Below are 16,502 nucleotides of genomic sequence, written 5' to 3'. Positions count from 1 at the left end.
GATGACGATTTTAGCTGATATATTACAGCAAAAGGAAAGAGAGGTTGCCCAGTTAAAGGCACAAACTGACCCTTTTGCGAAAAGTTCAAAGAAAGATATCCCGTCGATTAAACAAACTTTTTCCGCATCGGAGTATATGAACGTGATTGCTGAAATCAAACGTGCTTCTCCTTCCAAGGGAGCAATTGATTTGCAAGTGGATCCTGTCGAGCAAGCAAAACAATATGAGGCATATGGTGCTGGAGCCATTTCCGTGTTGACTGATAACCCCTTTTTTAAAGGCTCGATGGAAGACCTGATTGCCGTCCGAGAAGCGGTAAATATCCCATTACTGTGTAAAGATTTCATCATCGATCCGATTCAGATTGATCAGGCAAAAACAGCCGGTGCCTCTATTATTTTACTCATTGTCGCGGCACTGGATCAGGAAACGTTACAGCAATTATATACCTATGCAAAACATCAAGCGTTGGATGTCCTCGTTGAAGTTCACAACGAGGCGGAAATGAATAAAGCTCTGGAAATGGATGCAGATATCATTGGCATTAATAATCGTAACCTGAAAACCTTTGATGTGGATTTACAAGTAACGGAAAACCTTGCTCCCATGGTCAATAAACCTGGAACACTTCTCATCGGCGAGAGTGGCATCAAAACAAATGATGATGTCGTACGATTAGGAAAAGCTGGTGTAAAGGCAGTTTTGGTTGGCGAAACCTTGATACGTTCCAGCAACTTGGCAAAAACATTCCGGGATATCAAAATACCAACAAAGAGGATTGCTGAAAATGCGCGTTAAAATTTGCGGCATCACCACCCAAGAAGCAGCAAACGTCGCAGTAGAAGCAGGAACCGATTTTATTGGTTTTGTGTTTGCTCCAAGTAAACGACAAATCACCCCAACCAAGGCTCAAGTAATTGCTTCAGCGATTCCTTCATCCGTGAAAAAAGTTGGCGTGTTTGTCAATGAATCATTGGCAACAGTTAAGGAAATCGCGGAACAAGTCGGACTTGATTTTATTCAATTACATGGAGATGAACCACCGGAATATGCCAAACAATTGGGATATCCGGTCATCAAAGCTTTTTCCGTGAAACCGGAGAACTTGGAGACCATCACTACCTACCCATGCGCATATTATTTACTCGATAGCCCGATTGGTCCTAACCGCGGCGGGAATGGCACCACATTTGACTGGGGGTTATTGCAAAAAATAGATTTGGATCACGACAAGATGATTTTAGCCGGCGGACTCCAAGCGGATAATATTCAAGAAGCCATCCAGACCGCCCAGCCAGCCGGTGTCGATGTATCCAGCGGTGTAGAAACAGACGGCAAAAAAGATACAGAAAAGATCAGGCAATTCATCACAAACGCAAAAGGAAAGGATGAGGAACATGGCAACATATACCATGCCAGATGAAAAAGGACGCTACGGAAAATTTGGCGGCCAATTTGTACCGGAATTACTAATGCCCGCACTATTTGAACTGGAAGAGGCACATGAAGAAGCATTAAAAGACCCAGAATTTATCAAGGAATTAAATTACTATCTAAAGCAATATTCCGGCCGGGAAACACCGCTATATTATGCGGAAAATATATCCAAACAGCTTGGCGGACCAAAGATTTATTTGAAACGGGAAGATTTAAACCATACCGGCGCCCATAAAATTAATAATACAATCGGTCAGGCACTGCTAACCAAGCGAATGGGAAAACAAAAAGTTGTTGCAGAAACAGGCGCTGGCCAACATGGAGTTGCCACTGCTACGGTTTGTGCACTGCTTGGCCTAGAATGTGTCGTGTTCATGGGAGAAAAGGATATTAGCCGGCAAAAACTGAATGTGTTCCGGATGGAATTGCTCGGCGCGGAAGTAAAAAGCGTCCCCCAGGGCAGTGGTACTTTGAAAGATGCGGTCAATGAGGCATTGCGTTACTGGGTTAGCCATGTGGAGGACACCCATTATATTCTCGGATCTGTCACCGGACCACACCCTTTTCCCAAAATCGTTCGTGACTTTCAAGCGGTGATTGGCAGCGAAACGAAACAACAATTCGCGGAACAAGCGGGCGGTCTGCCAGATGCAGTCGTTGCCTGTGTTGGGGGCGGCAGTAATGCAATGGGCATGTTTTATCCATTTGTCGAGGATGCATCTGTTAAGCTTTATGGTGTCGAAGCGGGCGGTGCGGGACTGGATACCGATCAGCACGCGGCTACTCTTACCAGTGGAAATGTCGGTATCCTGCACGGAACGATGAGCCATTTATTACAGGACGAACACGGACAAATTCAGGAGGCATTTTCTATTTCAGCCGGATTGGATTACCCTGGTGTTGGACCGGAACATAGTCACCTTCACGATACATCAAGGGTAACTTACACATCGATAACCGATGCAGAAGCACTGGAAGCATTTCAGTATTTATCAAAGGTTGAAGGCATTATTCCGGCATTGGAAAGCGCGCATGCAGTTGCCTATGCTATGAAACTAGCAAAAGAAATGGATCCAGAGCAATCACTGGTTATTTGTCTATCAGGGCGCGGAGATAAAGACGTGGAACAAGTAAAAGCTGCATTGGAAGGTGAAGCATAATGGGTAAACAACATATAGAGGAAGTATTTCAAGAAAAATTGGCCGCCAACGAAAAACTGTTTGTTCCCTATATCATGGCTGGTGACGGTGGGTTGGATTGTTTGGAAGAACGCCTGCAATTTTTACAAGATTGTGGAGCGAGTGCTGTGGAACTAGGAATCCCTTTTTCCGATCCAGTAGCAGATGGCCCAACAATTCAGGACGCCGGGATACGTGCATTAAATAATGGGACTACGCTCGCCAATGTGTTGGAAACTGTAAAAAGCTTTAAAGGTACATGTACCATGCCAATCATTTTTATGGTCTATTTAAATCCAATTTTCATCTATGGCATCGAGAAGTTCGCAGCTGATTGTGCAAAGGCCGGTGTTGATGGCGTGATTATTCCCGATTTGCCACTTGAAGAAGAAGCCATTGTTACAGATGATTTACAAGCAAACGGCATTGCCCTGATTCGTCTTGCTGCATTAACCAGCACAATAGAACGCCTGCAACAAATTGCCGAGCGGACAGAGGGATTCTTATACGCAGTTTCCGTAACCGGTACGACCGGAGCAAGAGCAACACACCAAGCCAATGTTAAAGACTATCTGCAACAGTTAAAGAAAATGTCCAAAGCCCCTGTCCTGGCAGGTTTCGGGGTATCCACACCAGAACAAGCACATGACTTAGGGTCAGCATGTGATGGCGTTGTGGTCGGAAGTAAAATTGTTGATTTGTTTGACAAGGGTGAGCGTGAGGAGATTAGGAAGCTGATCACAATGAGCAATCAAAAGGATGGTTCCGTTACCACCTATTAAAGTGAGTTTTACTATTAAAGGGACGATACCAGCTGTCGTCCCTTTTATTTTACGGTAATCCTCCGAAAATGGGATAGCTATTCCAAACTTACCGACAATCCGCACTACTCCTCCTGAAACAAATAATTGAATTTATCCGGTTTCTTCTCATCCTCCACTTCAAAAGTGTCAATTTCCACTTTATCCCCTGCCTCCAACGTAATATCTTCATAACTTTCCTCTTTTAATACATCACCAGTTTCACCAAATATAAATACAGTCACGCTGCCATGAAAAGATTTATCATCCCGATAATTTCCGGCATAAACTTTTACCGTCTTATCCTCTTCTTCATCCCCGAAGGAACCCACATATACAACAAGATCCTTGTCAAGCTCTAATAACCCTGGATCTTCCCCCTTACCTTCTTCATGCGCATCATCCATCCAGGCTATCATTTGACTATCCATGTGTTTGGTATCATAGGTAAAAAACGTTACGATAACAGTAACTGCAATATAAGAAAAGATCAATGATTTCCATATGTAACGTTTCATTATTTCTTTGTCATAGCCACCGATTTTTACCCCAATAATAGTTATAACAATGATAAAAACAACGAGCAAATGCCATTTGGACAGAAACATTTCCGGGTAAAATTCCATAATACTGCTCATGTCTCCTCCCATTTTTGATATACTTATATTCTAACAGGGAATTTGCTTCCAACAAGCATTAATTTTTTATGGAGGTGAGCAAGGTGATGGATACATACATAATCGATCAACAACAGGAAAAACCGCTTGAACCGGGCGCATGGCTCAAATTATTTTATTTTTTTGTTGTGCTTATACTTATTGCTGTTTGCCTAATCATTGGACCGCCTGTTTTACTAGCAATCTACCGTAAACTCTGGCTACTATTGCTATTATTGTTGATTATTCCAGGTATTAAGATGTTAAGAGTGGCCATTGGCAGTATACGGGAAATGGCTTGGCTGAATCACCACCTTAGCAGCTATACACTTGGATACGAGGGTGTTGCTTATAAAATCTGGGATACAATGGGTGGTACAAAAAGGGAGGGCAATATTAGTTACCCTGCCATGAAACAGGCTGTATTAACTGGCTATGTGTTAAAGGACGATCAGCTGCATCCGATAGATCGTGAATACCCGAATCCTGCCCTTATAATTGTTTATGAGGATGAATTTGAAGAAGCATCGGTTACCATTCCATTGGAGGAAACTACTGCTGTTAAAACATGGGCGGAAACGTTACGGACAAAACGTATCCCACTTTACCTTTCGACATTGCTCGTGGAAACAGAAGATAAGAATCAGCAGCCCCGTTTTCAACGGACAGAGGTGCACAACCCTTATCCAATGGAAAAACCTATTGTTGTCTCTGAACTTATCATTGAGACGGAGCTGTTAAAAAACACGGAACCGCCTGATTCAAAAACAGATGATGCAGCGGAACCAGGCAGCCCTGACGTGAAAACAGATGTAGCAGACACGTCTGACCAAAAACAAAAATTGCCATTCAAAGCGTGGAGTTCAGCTGCACTAAAATCCTATGCATTTCTGATTATTGGAAGCTATGTATTAGTGATATTGACAGAAAAGGAAATCATTGCAGACGACAGTTTTTTAGCGCTTCTATTGATATTTATTACTTCTTGTTTGTATTTTGTATCTTTAAAACCTTATTTACGCTGGTACCACATGATACGATTTCTGATTGAGGACTTCATTATTGCATTGGTTATCGCATTAATTTTCCAACACCGGGGAGGGGCGGCTGAAGAAATCACATCCATGATTTTAGGGGCCTCTATGCTGTTTGCTGCGATTGCCTGGATCCCTTTTTTAATTGTCAAAGCAAAAAGGAGCTAAAGTTACGCGCTTAAGCTTTAGCTCTTTTGTTTTGATTGAATTCTTTGAAAAAATGGGAGTTTATTCTTTATTTCCCCTGCTTCTTCTTAGCCCGCTCAAATTCTTCCTGTGTGATTTCACCTTTTTCCAAACGCTCTTTCATGATTTCCAGTGAACTTCCCTCCCCATTCTTACCAGCCCTAAAGCGAAAAATAATCCACAATAGCACAATGGCAATGATAATGGATATGACCAGCCTTATAGAAAATGCACTAAGGATATACATCATGATCACCTCTTACTACTTATATAACCAACTATGCCATGTTTAATCCCTAAATCAATTTAAGTTTATTCTTCACTCCACAGCTAAACATCCTGCTTTTCCTTCACCAAATGATATGCTGTAATCCAGGCGGTAACCGGAATAATCAACGCTATACCAATTCCAGCACAAAGGATATTGATCATTTCTGCATTAAACACCTTTGAATTGGTGATTTCTCCAAATGAATAGGATAAATCTTTAAACCAGATCAGCAGTCCCAAATAATTTCCAAAGAAGGCAAAAAATAATGTATTCGTATCTGTTCCCAGGATATCTCTCCCAATCCCCAATCCAGACGAGAATAACTTTTTCCTGCTGATACGTGGATTGTGATGACTTATCTCTCTCATGGAAGAGGCGATGGAAATGGCAATTTCGGTAATTGCGCCGATGGTACTCATGATAATAACCGATGCACCAACTTTGGCAAAATCCACGCCAATATAGAGGGAAAATACACTGATTTCCTCTGTCTCTTCTTCACCAAATCCCTGAATCATCGCCTTTTTTGTCACGATAACAATAAACAAAAGCAAAATAACAATGGTTATCATCGTCGCAATGAACGCTGTTTTTGTTGTCTGGTTCACCTCGTTAATATAAAAAAGACTGATGCAACTAATCACTGTACAGGCAATAAACGTCAGGATAATCGGGTTCAGATTTGGAATCGTCATAATCAGTATGGTCAGAATCAACACGCCAAAATTCAGGAATAATGCTGTAAACGACCGAATACCTTTTTTTCCTCCGACAATGACCATCAATATCAATAAAATCCCGGCCATCCACACTAATGTATTCATGATCTCGCCCTCTTTCGCTTAACGAAAAAAATAGCCGTATATAGTGCGATTGGAATGGTGATTACGATGCCAATCCCACCAGCTAAGGCGCGGGCCAATTCCAGGGAGAGGTTCATGGAAAAGGAGAACGTCATTGGAGAACCGTTATTCAAATACAAAATCAGCATAGGAATCGAGCCGCTAATATAGACAAAAAATAAGATATTCGTGATCGGCCCCATAATGTCCTTGCCAATCTCCCGTCCTGAAGTTTTTAACGCTTTATCGGATATATGGTGGTCCGTTTCATACAGCCCAAAGATGGAAGCAGACATGGTAATGGCCACATCCATGACGCCGCCCAACGACCCAAGTAATAATCCGGCCATGAACACCAATCGATAAGGGCGAGTCAGAAATTGCATCTCTTCATACCGAAGTCCATTTTCGGAAGTCACCCATAACACGAGATAGGATATGAGCAGGGAAATAAACGTCCCCAATAAAGTTGCCATGATAGCTGCATAGGTTTTTTCATTAAAACCGCTAACAAGCAATAGCGAAATGACCGTAAAAAAGACAGCACTTATCCCGCAAATCCATAACAAACTCGTATTTGCTGAATTCACATATACATCCAGTGCATAGGTTAACAAAGCGGCATTGACCGCTAAACTAATCACAGCAAACAGCCCGCGCTTTTTACCAACGATTAGCAGGAAAAAAATAAATATCCATGCTACGGTAACGGCAAATTTATCGCGTTTGACGTCTTTTATGCTTCCCGTAAGATGGCTATTGTCTTTATCATGTTTATTAATCGAAACGAATAATTCATTTCCAACATGATATTCCTGGTCATAAGCTCCAGATAATGAATATTTATTCGTTAAAAGGACGTCTTGCCCTTTTTCCTTGCCATTTTTTAATTCGGCAATGATATGCTGTGTGAATAGCTTGTCTTGATTATGATGTTCATCTGTCACTTCAGTTGTATCGACCAGCTTTGTTTGGGTGACTTTAGCAATTGGACGATCATAAAATGCATAATTGTGATATACGAAAACAAGCGATGCAACAAAGCAGATAGTCAAAATGATATAAAACAGAATTTGTTTATATGTCATGTTTTTCAATTTGTTGATCATCACATTCAAAGCAACCCTTCAACTATTGGATAGGTTTAGTGTATAACAAATATGTACAAAGGCCAAATATTTTCAGCAGACCATACATGCATGAGTCATGCAGTTTAGACTATACTAAAAGTGGTAATATCTACATAATAAGGAGGAATTAAAAATGAGACGATTCATACAACTATTTGCTGTCCTTTTATTATCATTTGTTCTGGCGGCATGCGGACAGAATGACAACAATAATGCAGCAACAGACAATAATGATACAACAGAAAATGATCAGAATCAGGATCAAGGGCAAGATCAGGCAAATAACGATGATCATGCCGACACGGGTGAAATGGACGATAACAACAACAATGATCAAGATGATTCAACTGCCGACATGAAAGACAAGATGAAACAACTGGACTATACAGATTTTGAATTGGAAGTTAGTTATGGACAACAAGAATATGAGGCGGAGATTGAACAAGACAGAAATACTGGAGAAATTGAAGCAGAAATTGAAGATGATAAAATAAATAATATCGATACTAAAGGAAAAGAAGCGTTTGATAAAATCTATCCCAACCTCAAAAAGCTCACAATTGACCGGGACACGAACAAGCAAGATGCAATTGATCAAACACTAAAAGCCTTTGATTTGCCATCGGACTATACAAAGTTTGAAATTGAGTTGACGTTTGAGGATAATACGAAGGTTGAATTTGAGGATAAAAAATAGGAAGAAGGTCTTTTCGGAAGGCCTTCTTCTTTTATTTTGATCACGTCACAATCCTTTATCATATTCCTAAATTCTAACTTTGTTACTTTCATTCTACCACAAAAACACTCTATCTTGTCATCCACGCCCGTTCTTCCCGCCAGTCAACCTGCACAGGAATATCAAAAAACGCCGACAAACGCTCCTTTGATAACATATCGTCTCTATCCCCTTTTGCATAAACGGTTCCCTGTTTCAACAATAAAGTATGAGTGAATACAGGCAATATTTCTTCTATATGATGGGTGACAAACAAAATCGTTGGTGCATCTGCCTGGCTTGCCAGATGATTAATGGAAGCCATTAGCTCTTCACGTGAAATAAAATCCAGTCCGTTGGTAGGTTCGTCTAAAATTAATAGCTCCGGCGATGCCATTAGTCCTCGTGCGATTAGAATCTTTTGCCTTTCTCCCTGGGAACAGGTTTGATAGGTGCGTCCAATTAAATGACTGCAGCCAATTTGCTCCATAAGCTGGTATCCTCTTTCAAAATCAGCCCCAGTCGGGGTGTCATATAGTCCAATCGAAGCATATTTTCCACTAACAACAATGTTCTCTGCCAGCTCGGTTCCTTTGATGCGTTCTTGAAGCGAGGAACTAACCCAGCCAATTGATTTACGGAGTTCTCTAATGTCCGTTTGTCCGAACGGCTGCTCCAGCACGGAAACCTTCCCTGTTGTTGGCCAAATATATCCATTAATCATGTTTAACAGCGTTGTTTTACCAGAACCATTTAGACCCAATACGGCCCAGTGCTCCCCCTTCGTGACTTGCCAATTGATATCTGATAAAATCGTTTCCCCTTGCCGTTTCCATGAAACATTTTGCATTTCTACTATTCCGTTCACTGTCTCTCTTCCCTTCTTCCTGTATCATGTTGAATACCTAATATACTACATTTAGAATAAGTTAAAGACAAATAATTTTAACTATTGCAGGTTGCCAAAATACCATGGCAAAATAAACCTTAAAAATAACAGCAAACGAAAATAAAATTTTACTCTTGCAAAATGAGCTTAATTATCATAAAATCTAATGTATGTTAGTTAGATTTTATTGAAAGGTGTTGCTTAAAGATTGTTATACTTTTATATAAAAATCTAACAATCATTAGTTAGATTAATTACTTTAAAAAGGAGAGGTTATCATGGCATGGGTTTACTTAATTATTGGCGGAATTCTTGAAGTTGGCTGGGCACTTGGTCTAGGCTTTTCAGAAGGATTTACAAGAATAGAAATTGTTATTCCGACAGTTATATTATTAGTTCTTAGCTGGTGGTTTTTCGCTAAAACACTAAAGGTACTGCCCGTTTCGACGGCTTATGCAGTATTCACAGGTCTGGGTGCTTTTGGTACAGCTTTGGTGGGCATGACATTTTTAGGAGATCCCGTGAGTCCAACCAAGATTGTGTTAGTTGTCCTGCTAATTAGCTGTATTATCGGACTAAAATTAATTTCGGATGAACCAAAAGAAGAGAAAAATGCAAGGGGGAGTGTCTAATATGTATTGGTTATTTTTAATATTAGCTGGATTATTTGAAGTTGGCGGTATTATTAATCTAAAGTTAACGGAAGGATTTACAAAATTAAAGCCAACCATCTTTTTTATCTTATCTTTGTGTTTAAGTTTTTTCTTTCTTTCCGTCTCATTAATCGAAATCCCTATTAGTATCGGTTATGGTATATGGACTGGAGTGGGTGCATCAGGAAGTGTTTTACTTGGGATGTTTTTGTTTAAGGAACCGAAGAGTGCGAAGAAACTTATTTTAGTTGCAGGAATCATTTTTAGTATAGTAAGCTTAAAATTAATATCCTGATGAACGCGGACAAAATGAGGTGAAAAGTGAGTTGAAAAAAGGTGAAAAAACGAAAAGAAGAATACTGGAACAAGGTTTAAAGCTGTTTTCCTCGTATGGCTACGAGGAAACAGCACTTAAAGATATAGCTAAAAATGTAAACATTAAAACCCCTTCGATTTATGCTTATTTTGAAAGTAAGCAAGATCTCTTTGAACAAATTGTAAGTTTTGTTATTGAAGATTACTTAGAGTTTATCGAACAACAATCCTACGTTATAGTAAATTTTCCAATAGAGAAAAAACTATATCACGTTTTAGTTGAATTGAATAAATACTATTATATGAACGATAAAGGTTCTTTTCTCAAAAGGTATTGGATTTACCCGCCGGAAAATTTTAAAGAACTTATAACAGCCAAGAATAAGAAAGTAGAGGAAACGATTCAAGATCTTGTTTTTTCTATCTTAAAGAACAACAAAGAGAATGAGCTTATCGACGAGGAGACTATTGTTATTTCTTTTACAACCATATTAGACGGTATGCTTTTCTATATGATGAGCTCCCCTTATGAGGAATATGAACGTAGATTAAATACGATTTGGTCTGTATTTTGGAAGGGTATTCGCGCTTCGTGAATCATCCGCAAAGTAGAGAGATTTGGGATGATTTATTATGGACTAGACTAAAAAATCGAGGGGTAAAATGGTTATTCTTGGTATTATTTCTCTAATTTTATTCATTATTTTCCTGGCATTTTATTTAACAGATCCCAGACGAATGATAAACGGTTTTCTATTTAACCTGTTTTTTTGTTCATTTCTTATTTTTTGTAGTTATTTTGGGATCAGCTCAGGTAGTAAGATTTTTGTGCTAATCGCTCTTATTCCATTTGTATTTCTACTCTTTATCCTGACATTTGGGTTATTCGCTCTGGGTATAGGATTATTTCTAAATGGCCGAATCCTGATGAAAAGGGAAAGCCGCCGTTTTGCCAACAGTTTGACATTCATTTTAGGTATCTTTCTTCTGGTATTATTTTTATTTCGCATCGTGAATCCGGAGCGTTTTTTACCTGATTATTTGGAACCTTTATACGGCGGGGCTTACTTAATAATCGTTTATTTCTTTTTACACTTAGCCAACTTTTTAACTGCTTATTTTTTGTATCAATTTAACAAGCCAAAATATAACCAAGACTTTATCATCGTGCTTGGCAGTGGTTTAATTAACGATAAAGTGCCGCCGCTCCTGGCCAGTCGAATTAATAAGGCGATTGATTTTTATTGGAAACAAGCGGCTGTCACTTTCGCACCTATTGTACTTTTTTCTGGCGGGCAAGGGCCGGATGAAAACCTGCCTGAAGCGGAAGCCATGCAAAAGTATGCTGTTGAAAAAGGACTTCCTTCTGATCATACATTGACAGAAACTCGGTCAGTTAACACATTCCAGAATATGCTTTACTCAAAACAAATAATGGATTCAATAAAAGGTGGCAACTATAACAGCATCTTTACTACAAACAATTTCCATCTATTCAGGGCCAGCTTATATGCAAAAATGGCAGGCCTAAAGAGCCAGGGAATCGGTTCGAAAACTGCATTCTACTACTGGTCAAATGCAATGATTCGAGAATATATCGCCATCATTGTCATGCAACGTAAACGTCATACCGTTGTAGTGGGGACCATTTTGGGTATTTCTATCCTTTTAACCCTTTTATTAGTTCTATTTTATTAACCAATACTAAAGGCAACAAAAGAGCAAACCCTGGAGTTTTGTTTATCTTTTTGTTTAATTAATGGGGCCGGACTGTCATTCAGGTTGTCATTCATCTTGTAGGTCGCTGTGTGATCCGGAATGTGGTTCTCATTTTGAACTGTAGTGCTAGCCTGTTATTCACATTGCAGGTCACCGTGTCATCTCGTCCCTCTATTACATATTGCGTTATCTTATCTTGCTTAAAATTTTCATCACGAACTGGTGCGGCATCTGATTTTCCAATTCCTTTGTCGCTTCGATTGCCAATTTGTGTTTTCGCTGACTACAACATCCGTATCCTGCCCATCCTCATGCAGCAAACTCGCCTGATTGACCGGCTGCTTATCACCTGCCAAGGCTCCATTAGTATCATGATCCTAAATCCGCGAAATCATTTGATAAACAGCAGCCTAATTCCCACCGCGTGAAGTTACACGAATGAAACCCTTCTGCTTCAATTCGTCTCTTGCCCGCTTAAACGAACTTCAACTTCCTTTTACACCAGATGCAAGCTCAAGCATCGTGGCAGGCACAGAAAATTGCGCTCTCCAGCCGTAACGATTGTTAAAATGCATCAGAGTATGCCATAGGGAAACCGCTGCACCAGAGAGCGGTTCAAATACGATATGATGATAAAATGCATTGAGTTCCTTTATGTAATTCATTTTCCTTTATCCCTTCTATTAAATTGATATCAGTTTCAAGAAAAATCTGTATACATAATTTTACCTCCAATAATTTTCATTTCTTTTACATTGATTCAAAACTTTTTGCTCGTTTTTTAACACCAAAACGCCTAATTGCCCAAGTAAAGCTATTATTACAACACAGCCAGTGACCAAAGGGAGTTGGGAAGGTGTTAAGCCGGCTACCATAATAATCCCCCCAAGTGCAGATCCCACTGAACTCCCCAAATAATTAGCGGAACTGTTTAAGGCGACTGCAGCTGGGCCATGATCAGGCTGTAAACGAAGTAACCTATGCTGTTGGGGTGCCTGTGACGCCCATCCCGTTGCCCCCCAAACAACAAAAGGTAAGAATACCAATACAGGAATACCTATAACTAATGGCAGGAAAAACAAGGATAATGCTAATAGGATCAATATTCCGCCCATAAGTAGTCCAGGTCGACCTGTTCGGTCAATAAGGCTACCAATAAATAAGCTTCCAACCACACCTCCGACTCCCCATGCCCACAAATAAGGTGTGACATTATGAACTCCTGCCAAGTCCTGCAGCATTGGCGCCATATACGTATAGAGACCTAAGCTTGCTATGCTCGTTAGAAAAGTGATACCAACGGTTGCAGCAACGCGCCCATTGGCCATCATTGCAAAACGTTTACGCAGGGATGGTGGAACCGATGCCGAAAAGTTTGGAAACCAAATGGCAATTCCAAACATGGGGATAAAGCCTAAAGCAGTAATTAACCCTAATGTTCCATGCCAGCCTAAATGCTTAGCAATTATCAACCCAAGTGGAACACCCACAACAGTCCCCATGCTCATGCCGCCTAAAGTCATACCTAAAGCGCGACCCCGTTTTTGTTCGGAAACAAGTGATGCGGCGGCTGCGGCGGCTAACGGCGAGTATAATCCTGCCCCAACACCTGCAACTGCACGTGCTATTAACAAGAAAGGGAAATTAGGGGCTAGTGCGCTAGCTCCGTTACCTACTGAGAATATCGCAAGTGCCAACACTAAAATCCTACGCGCTGGTTTCCCAGCTAATAAAGTTGCAAAAATTGGGGCTGCAATAGCATAGCAAAGCGTGAAGACAGTCACTGCCTGTCCTGTTTGCGAATCACTTATTTTAAACGTTGTTCCAATATCAGGTAACAATCCAGCCACCACATAGGCATCAAACCCTAGAGTGAACATGCCTAGCGTGAGAAAAAGAGCCTTTCTCATAATTTAACCCTCCTTTTTTTACAACATATCGATTATTTGATGTTCAGCCAATGTAATTCAAGACGTCACCAGGAAATTGGAAGATTGTTCTGAGCAACTATCATAAGAACGATATGTTATGATTGAATAAGCTAATACATTTGTAAGATTACCAAACAGAAACGGTAAACGGAACTATCATTATTTTTTAGGGGCATAACAGATTGTTATATCAAAAAGGAGTGAATTTGATGCAAATCGCGTGGTTACAAAGTTTTGTTGAAGCTGCCAAAAAAAAGAGTTTAACAAAAGCTGCCAGTACAAGTAACATTTCCCAACCGGCATTAAGCAAACATATCAATAATCTGGAAAGTTATTTTAATGTGAAATTATTTCATAGGACTACTACTGGGATTGAACTGACAGAAGCGGGCGAGCATTTATACACCCGAATTTTACCTGTTATTGCTGAAATAACTGCGGTTCGCCAAGAATTAAGACAATTTCATCGGACAGCCCCCATAGTTATAGGCAGTCTTCCCAGTCTAGCGACCTATTATCTACCTCCAAGGATCAAGGGGCGACTTTCGGATCAATCGATAAAATTAATGATTCAAAACACTTCTGAAGAACTGGTACAGTCATTACAGGAGGGAAGACTTGATGCAATCCTTGTAGATACACTATCCATCAAAGACTCATTATGTAATTATGAATTGTTTATAGAGCCCTATTATGCAGTGTTCCCGTTAGATCATCCTTTTCGATCCCGAAACACTGTTGAACTTTCCGAATTGTGTAAAGAACCTCTTATAGTCCATCAAGCTCCTTGTGACACCCGTAAACATATTATTGAACAAATGGAACTTTTGGGTCACAAGCCTAACATTGTTAGTGAAGTCGCGTTTGGCGATTTTATTTTTGGTGCCGTATCTGCCGGAATGGGGATAACGATTACTCCCAAATTGATGGCTAAAAATATCGGGCATCAACAGGTATTCGGTCTACCAATCACCAATTTTGGAAAAAAAAGATCTATTTCATTGGCCACTAAGAATTCTAAACTGGGTTTAAAACTACAATCCATGTTAAGTTCCTAGCATAAGTTTACGATATAGAAAAAAGCGGGTTGCTATTTAAAATTACCGGAAGACTAATACAAAAACCCTTCACCCAGGTTAAAATTAATAATCTTGAAACCATAACAAAAGAATTGTTGGAGCCACACGAGATAGTTTAATAATCCGGAAGCAAGTGATATAAACACCTATCTTTTAAGTGAAGATAGGTGTTTATATGTCTAATCAATATCCTGAAAAATAAGTGAGTGCTACAATTACAACACTAACTTAACATTCACCATCTAATTTACTTGTTTTCAAGAAACACACCCACAACTACGCTGACGGTTGGTGTATTGTTTTTATCAGCCAAATTATTAACAAAAAGCCATAACCCTATTTAAATCAATCAAAAACAATATTTTTATTTGGATCATTATTAAATTCAAACATTAATTCTATCTGTTCTTTTGTATTCCTTTTAATCGATAAGGCGGGTAAATTACTTATATCAAAAAAACCTACATCGCTAGTTTCCACACCAGCTTCTGATTTTCCTGAAACAATTTTACATTCAATGAAAATCTTATACACATAATGGGGATCTGGTGGGTGATTATGCTTACTTTTATCCAATACAGCGAGCAATCTTGATGCTTTTACCGCATAACCAGATTCTTCTTTTATTTCTTTTACTGCAACCTCTGATGGTGAATAGCCAATATCACCCCAGCCACCGGGTAAAGACCATTGTGCATCCGACTTTTCCTTTACCAATAATATCTCATTTTGTTCGTTAAAAACGACCCCGCGAATATCTACTTTGGGCGTTGCATATCCAGTATCATTGGCAAAGTCCAACCTTATTGTCTCTTTATCTACTTTAGTATAATTGCTCATTATTTCGATACTAAGCTCACGTAATTGTTCGTAACGCTCTTGATCATAAACATCACGAGTGTATGCTAAGCCTGTCTGAGCAATTGCTTGAATCTGTTTAACCCATTCCAACCAGGTGTTGTCATCGATATTCCTTGCCTCTTCTGACTGTGAAATAATAATTCCTCCTCATATTTTATAATATCTAGTATTTTATTAAATTTCATTATTGAACAAACATTTGATTGGGGGGGGATTGACAAGGTAAGGAAAACCGTGTTCTTTTCGAGAAACAAATGTATATGATTCAATGCTGTTCTCTTCATTTACAATATCTAATAATTCATAGGGGGATATGCTCTTCCCAAAAAGGTCCAGCATACAGATTCTAGCTTTATTAGATCTAATAAAAAGTTACCAAAGAAAATCATCATTAATAATTCCGTAAACCTCTTGTGATCCAAAATTCCCCGCTCCAAAAGTCTGCAAGTAATCCGTACACAAACTAGCAAACTTTAATCCTAACATATCTCCAGCCTTACTTATTAATTCAGTTGTACATCCTCCGACGAAATCAGCAATATCATCATGAGATAAAATTATTTGTTTGGCCTTTCGATAAGTTTCTGTCTCATTTCCATTCTCCTGATACTATATCATCGAATAAAAACCGTGAATGATAAAAATGTAGAGTATGTCTCCTACTACGATTCTTATATCATTTAGTTTTACCTTATGTGAATCTCTTTTCTCCTCTTCTTGCTTCTTAAAAACTCAAAAAGCTAAAGGTCTGTACTCATCATAATTATTTACTGACTGGCTTTCCAATAATAAACAACTCGCCTTC

19 protein-coding genes and 1 pseudogene are annotated in these 16,502 nt (G+C 39.4%); 11 read left to right on the top strand and 9 right to left on the bottom strand.

Annotated features, from left to right (window positions below):
- Position 1 precedes the first annotated feature (1 nt).
- From trpC to trpA, 4 genes are read left to right on the top strand one after another with little or no spacing between them, the layout of a single operon-like run.
- Positions 2-799 (top strand): indole-3-glycerol phosphate synthase TrpC, encoded by a 798-nt coding sequence (trpC, locus tag O2S85_RS02230; RefSeq protein WP_269411140.1) that lies wholly within the window; start codon positions 2-4, stop codon positions 797-799.
- Positions 789-1,424 carry a phosphoribosylanthranilate isomerase gene (locus O2S85_RS02225; RefSeq protein ID WP_269411139.1) on the top strand — a complete coding sequence of 212 codons (636 nt, stop codon included), beginning with the start codon at positions 789-791 and terminating at the stop codon, positions 1,422-1,424. The genes trpC and O2S85_RS02225 overlap by 11 nt, the downstream gene beginning before the upstream one ends.
- A complete protein-coding gene (gene trpB, locus O2S85_RS02220) occupies positions 1,399-2,598 on the top strand; it encodes a tryptophan synthase subunit beta (RefSeq protein ID WP_269411138.1) in 1,200 nt (399 codons plus the stop codon). The genes O2S85_RS02225 and trpB overlap by 26 nt, the downstream gene beginning before the upstream one ends.
- Positions 2,598-3,398 (top strand): tryptophan synthase subunit alpha, encoded by an 801-nt coding sequence (trpA, locus tag O2S85_RS02215; RefSeq protein ID WP_269411137.1) that lies wholly within the window; start codon positions 2,598-2,600, stop codon positions 3,396-3,398. The genes trpB and trpA overlap by 1 nt, the downstream gene beginning before the upstream one ends.
- Positions 3,399-3,502: 104 nt before the next feature.
- On the opposite strand, the gene O2S85_RS02210 is transcribed toward trpA, so the two are convergent.
- Positions 3,503-4,054: a hypothetical protein gene (locus O2S85_RS02210; RefSeq protein ID WP_269411136.1), complete on the bottom strand. Its 552-nt coding sequence runs from the start codon at positions 4,052-4,054 to the stop codon at positions 3,503-3,505.
- 86 nt (positions 4,055-4,140) lie between these two features.
- Here O2S85_RS02210 and O2S85_RS02205 point away from each other — a divergent pair, with 86 nt between their 5' ends.
- Positions 4,141-5,274, top strand: coding sequence for a hypothetical protein (locus O2S85_RS02205; RefSeq protein WP_269411135.1), 1,134 nt, complete (start codon positions 4,141-4,143; stop codon positions 5,272-5,274).
- A 67-nt stretch (positions 5,275-5,341) separates the two neighbouring features.
- On the opposite strand, the gene O2S85_RS02200 is transcribed toward O2S85_RS02205, so the two are convergent.
- The 3 genes from O2S85_RS02200 to O2S85_RS02190 all read right to left on the bottom strand — a co-directional run bounded on the left by O2S85_RS02200 (position 5,342) and on the right by O2S85_RS02190 (position 7,523).
- Positions 5,342-5,542, bottom strand: a complete 201-nt coding sequence (locus O2S85_RS02200; RefSeq protein ID WP_269411134.1) for an SHOCT domain-containing protein — start codon at positions 5,540-5,542, stop codon at positions 5,342-5,344.
- Between the two features lie 80 nt (positions 5,543-5,622).
- On the bottom strand, positions 5,623-6,387 hold the full coding sequence (locus tag O2S85_RS02195) for a YibE/F family protein (RefSeq protein WP_269411133.1): 765 nt from the start codon (positions 6,385-6,387) through the stop codon (positions 5,623-5,625).
- On the bottom strand, positions 6,384-7,523 hold the full coding sequence (locus O2S85_RS02190) for a YibE/F family protein (RefSeq protein ID WP_269411132.1): 1,140 nt from the start codon (positions 7,521-7,523) through the stop codon (positions 6,384-6,386). The genes O2S85_RS02195 and O2S85_RS02190 overlap by 4 nt, the downstream gene beginning before the upstream one ends.
- Positions 7,524-7,668: 145 nt before the next feature.
- Between O2S85_RS02190 and O2S85_RS02185 the strand changes: the two genes are divergently transcribed.
- On the top strand, positions 7,669-8,232 hold the full coding sequence (locus O2S85_RS02185; protein ID WP_269411131.1) for a YusW family protein: 564 nt from the start codon (positions 7,669-7,671) through the stop codon (positions 8,230-8,232).
- A 109-nt stretch (positions 8,233-8,341) separates the two neighbouring features.
- Here O2S85_RS02185 and O2S85_RS02180 read toward each other — a convergent pair whose 3' ends face one another.
- Positions 8,342-9,118 carry an ABC transporter ATP-binding protein gene (locus tag O2S85_RS02180; protein ID WP_269411130.1) on the bottom strand — a complete coding sequence of 259 codons (777 nt, stop codon included), beginning with the start codon at positions 9,116-9,118 and terminating at the stop codon, positions 8,342-8,344.
- 299 nt (positions 9,119-9,417) lie between these two features.
- Here O2S85_RS02180 and O2S85_RS02175 point away from each other — a divergent pair, with 299 nt between their 5' ends.
- From O2S85_RS02175 to O2S85_RS02160, 4 genes are all read left to right on the top strand, one after another.
- Positions 9,418-9,771 carry a DMT family transporter gene (locus O2S85_RS02175; protein WP_269411129.1) on the top strand — a complete coding sequence of 118 codons (354 nt, stop codon included), beginning with the start codon at positions 9,418-9,420 and terminating at the stop codon, positions 9,769-9,771.
- A gap of 1 nt (position 9,772) precedes the next feature.
- Positions 9,773-10,087: a DMT family transporter gene (locus tag O2S85_RS02170; protein WP_269411128.1), complete on the top strand. Its 315-nt coding sequence runs from the start codon at positions 9,773-9,775 to the stop codon at positions 10,085-10,087.
- Positions 10,088-10,118: 31 nt separating this feature from the next.
- Positions 10,119-10,703 (top strand): TetR/AcrR family transcriptional regulator, encoded by a 585-nt coding sequence (locus tag O2S85_RS02165; protein WP_269411127.1) that lies wholly within the window; start codon positions 10,119-10,121, stop codon positions 10,701-10,703.
- Between the two features lie 67 nt (positions 10,704-10,770).
- Positions 10,771-11,805, top strand: a complete 1,035-nt coding sequence (locus O2S85_RS02160; RefSeq protein WP_269411126.1) for a YdcF family protein — start codon at positions 10,771-10,773, stop codon at positions 11,803-11,805.
- A 506-nt stretch (positions 11,806-12,311) separates the two neighbouring features.
- Here O2S85_RS02160 and O2S85_RS02155 read toward each other — a convergent pair.
- Together O2S85_RS02155 and O2S85_RS02150 are read right to left on the bottom strand one after the other, a co-directional pair.
- Positions 12,312-12,491 carry a hypothetical protein gene (locus tag O2S85_RS02155; RefSeq protein ID WP_269411125.1) on the bottom strand — a complete coding sequence of 60 codons (180 nt, stop codon included), beginning with the start codon at positions 12,489-12,491 and terminating at the stop codon, positions 12,312-12,314.
- Positions 12,492-12,551: 60 nt separating this feature from the next.
- On the bottom strand, positions 12,552-13,736 hold the full coding sequence (locus O2S85_RS02150) for an MFS transporter (RefSeq protein ID WP_269411124.1): 1,185 nt from the start codon (positions 13,734-13,736) through the stop codon (positions 12,552-12,554).
- Positions 13,737-13,939: 203 nt separating this feature from the next.
- Between O2S85_RS02150 and O2S85_RS02145 the strand changes: the two genes are divergently transcribed.
- On the top strand, positions 13,940-14,815 hold the full coding sequence (locus O2S85_RS02145) for a LysR family transcriptional regulator (RefSeq protein WP_269411123.1): 876 nt from the start codon (positions 13,940-13,942) through the stop codon (positions 14,813-14,815).
- A 366-nt stretch (positions 14,816-15,181) separates the two neighbouring features.
- Here the strand turns inward: O2S85_RS02145 and O2S85_RS02140 are convergent, their stop codons facing one another.
- Positions 15,182-15,787 (bottom strand): NUDIX hydrolase, encoded by a 606-nt coding sequence (locus O2S85_RS02140; protein WP_269411122.1) that lies wholly within the window; start codon positions 15,785-15,787, stop codon positions 15,182-15,184.
- Between the two features lie 126 nt (positions 15,788-15,913).
- Positions 15,914-16,037, bottom strand: a pseudogene (locus tag O2S85_RS02135) (SMI1/KNR4 family protein); the annotation flags it as partial.
- Positions 16,038-16,502: the final 465 nt, after the last annotated feature.

This window comes from Lentibacillus daqui, from assembly GCF_027186265.1.
Taxonomy (GTDB): Bacteria; Bacillota; Bacilli; order Bacillales; family Amphibacillaceae; genus Lentibacillus_C; species Lentibacillus_C daqui.
The sequence above is the reverse complement of the archived record's forward strand: the minus strand, read 5'-3'. Positions and strand labels throughout refer to the sequence as shown.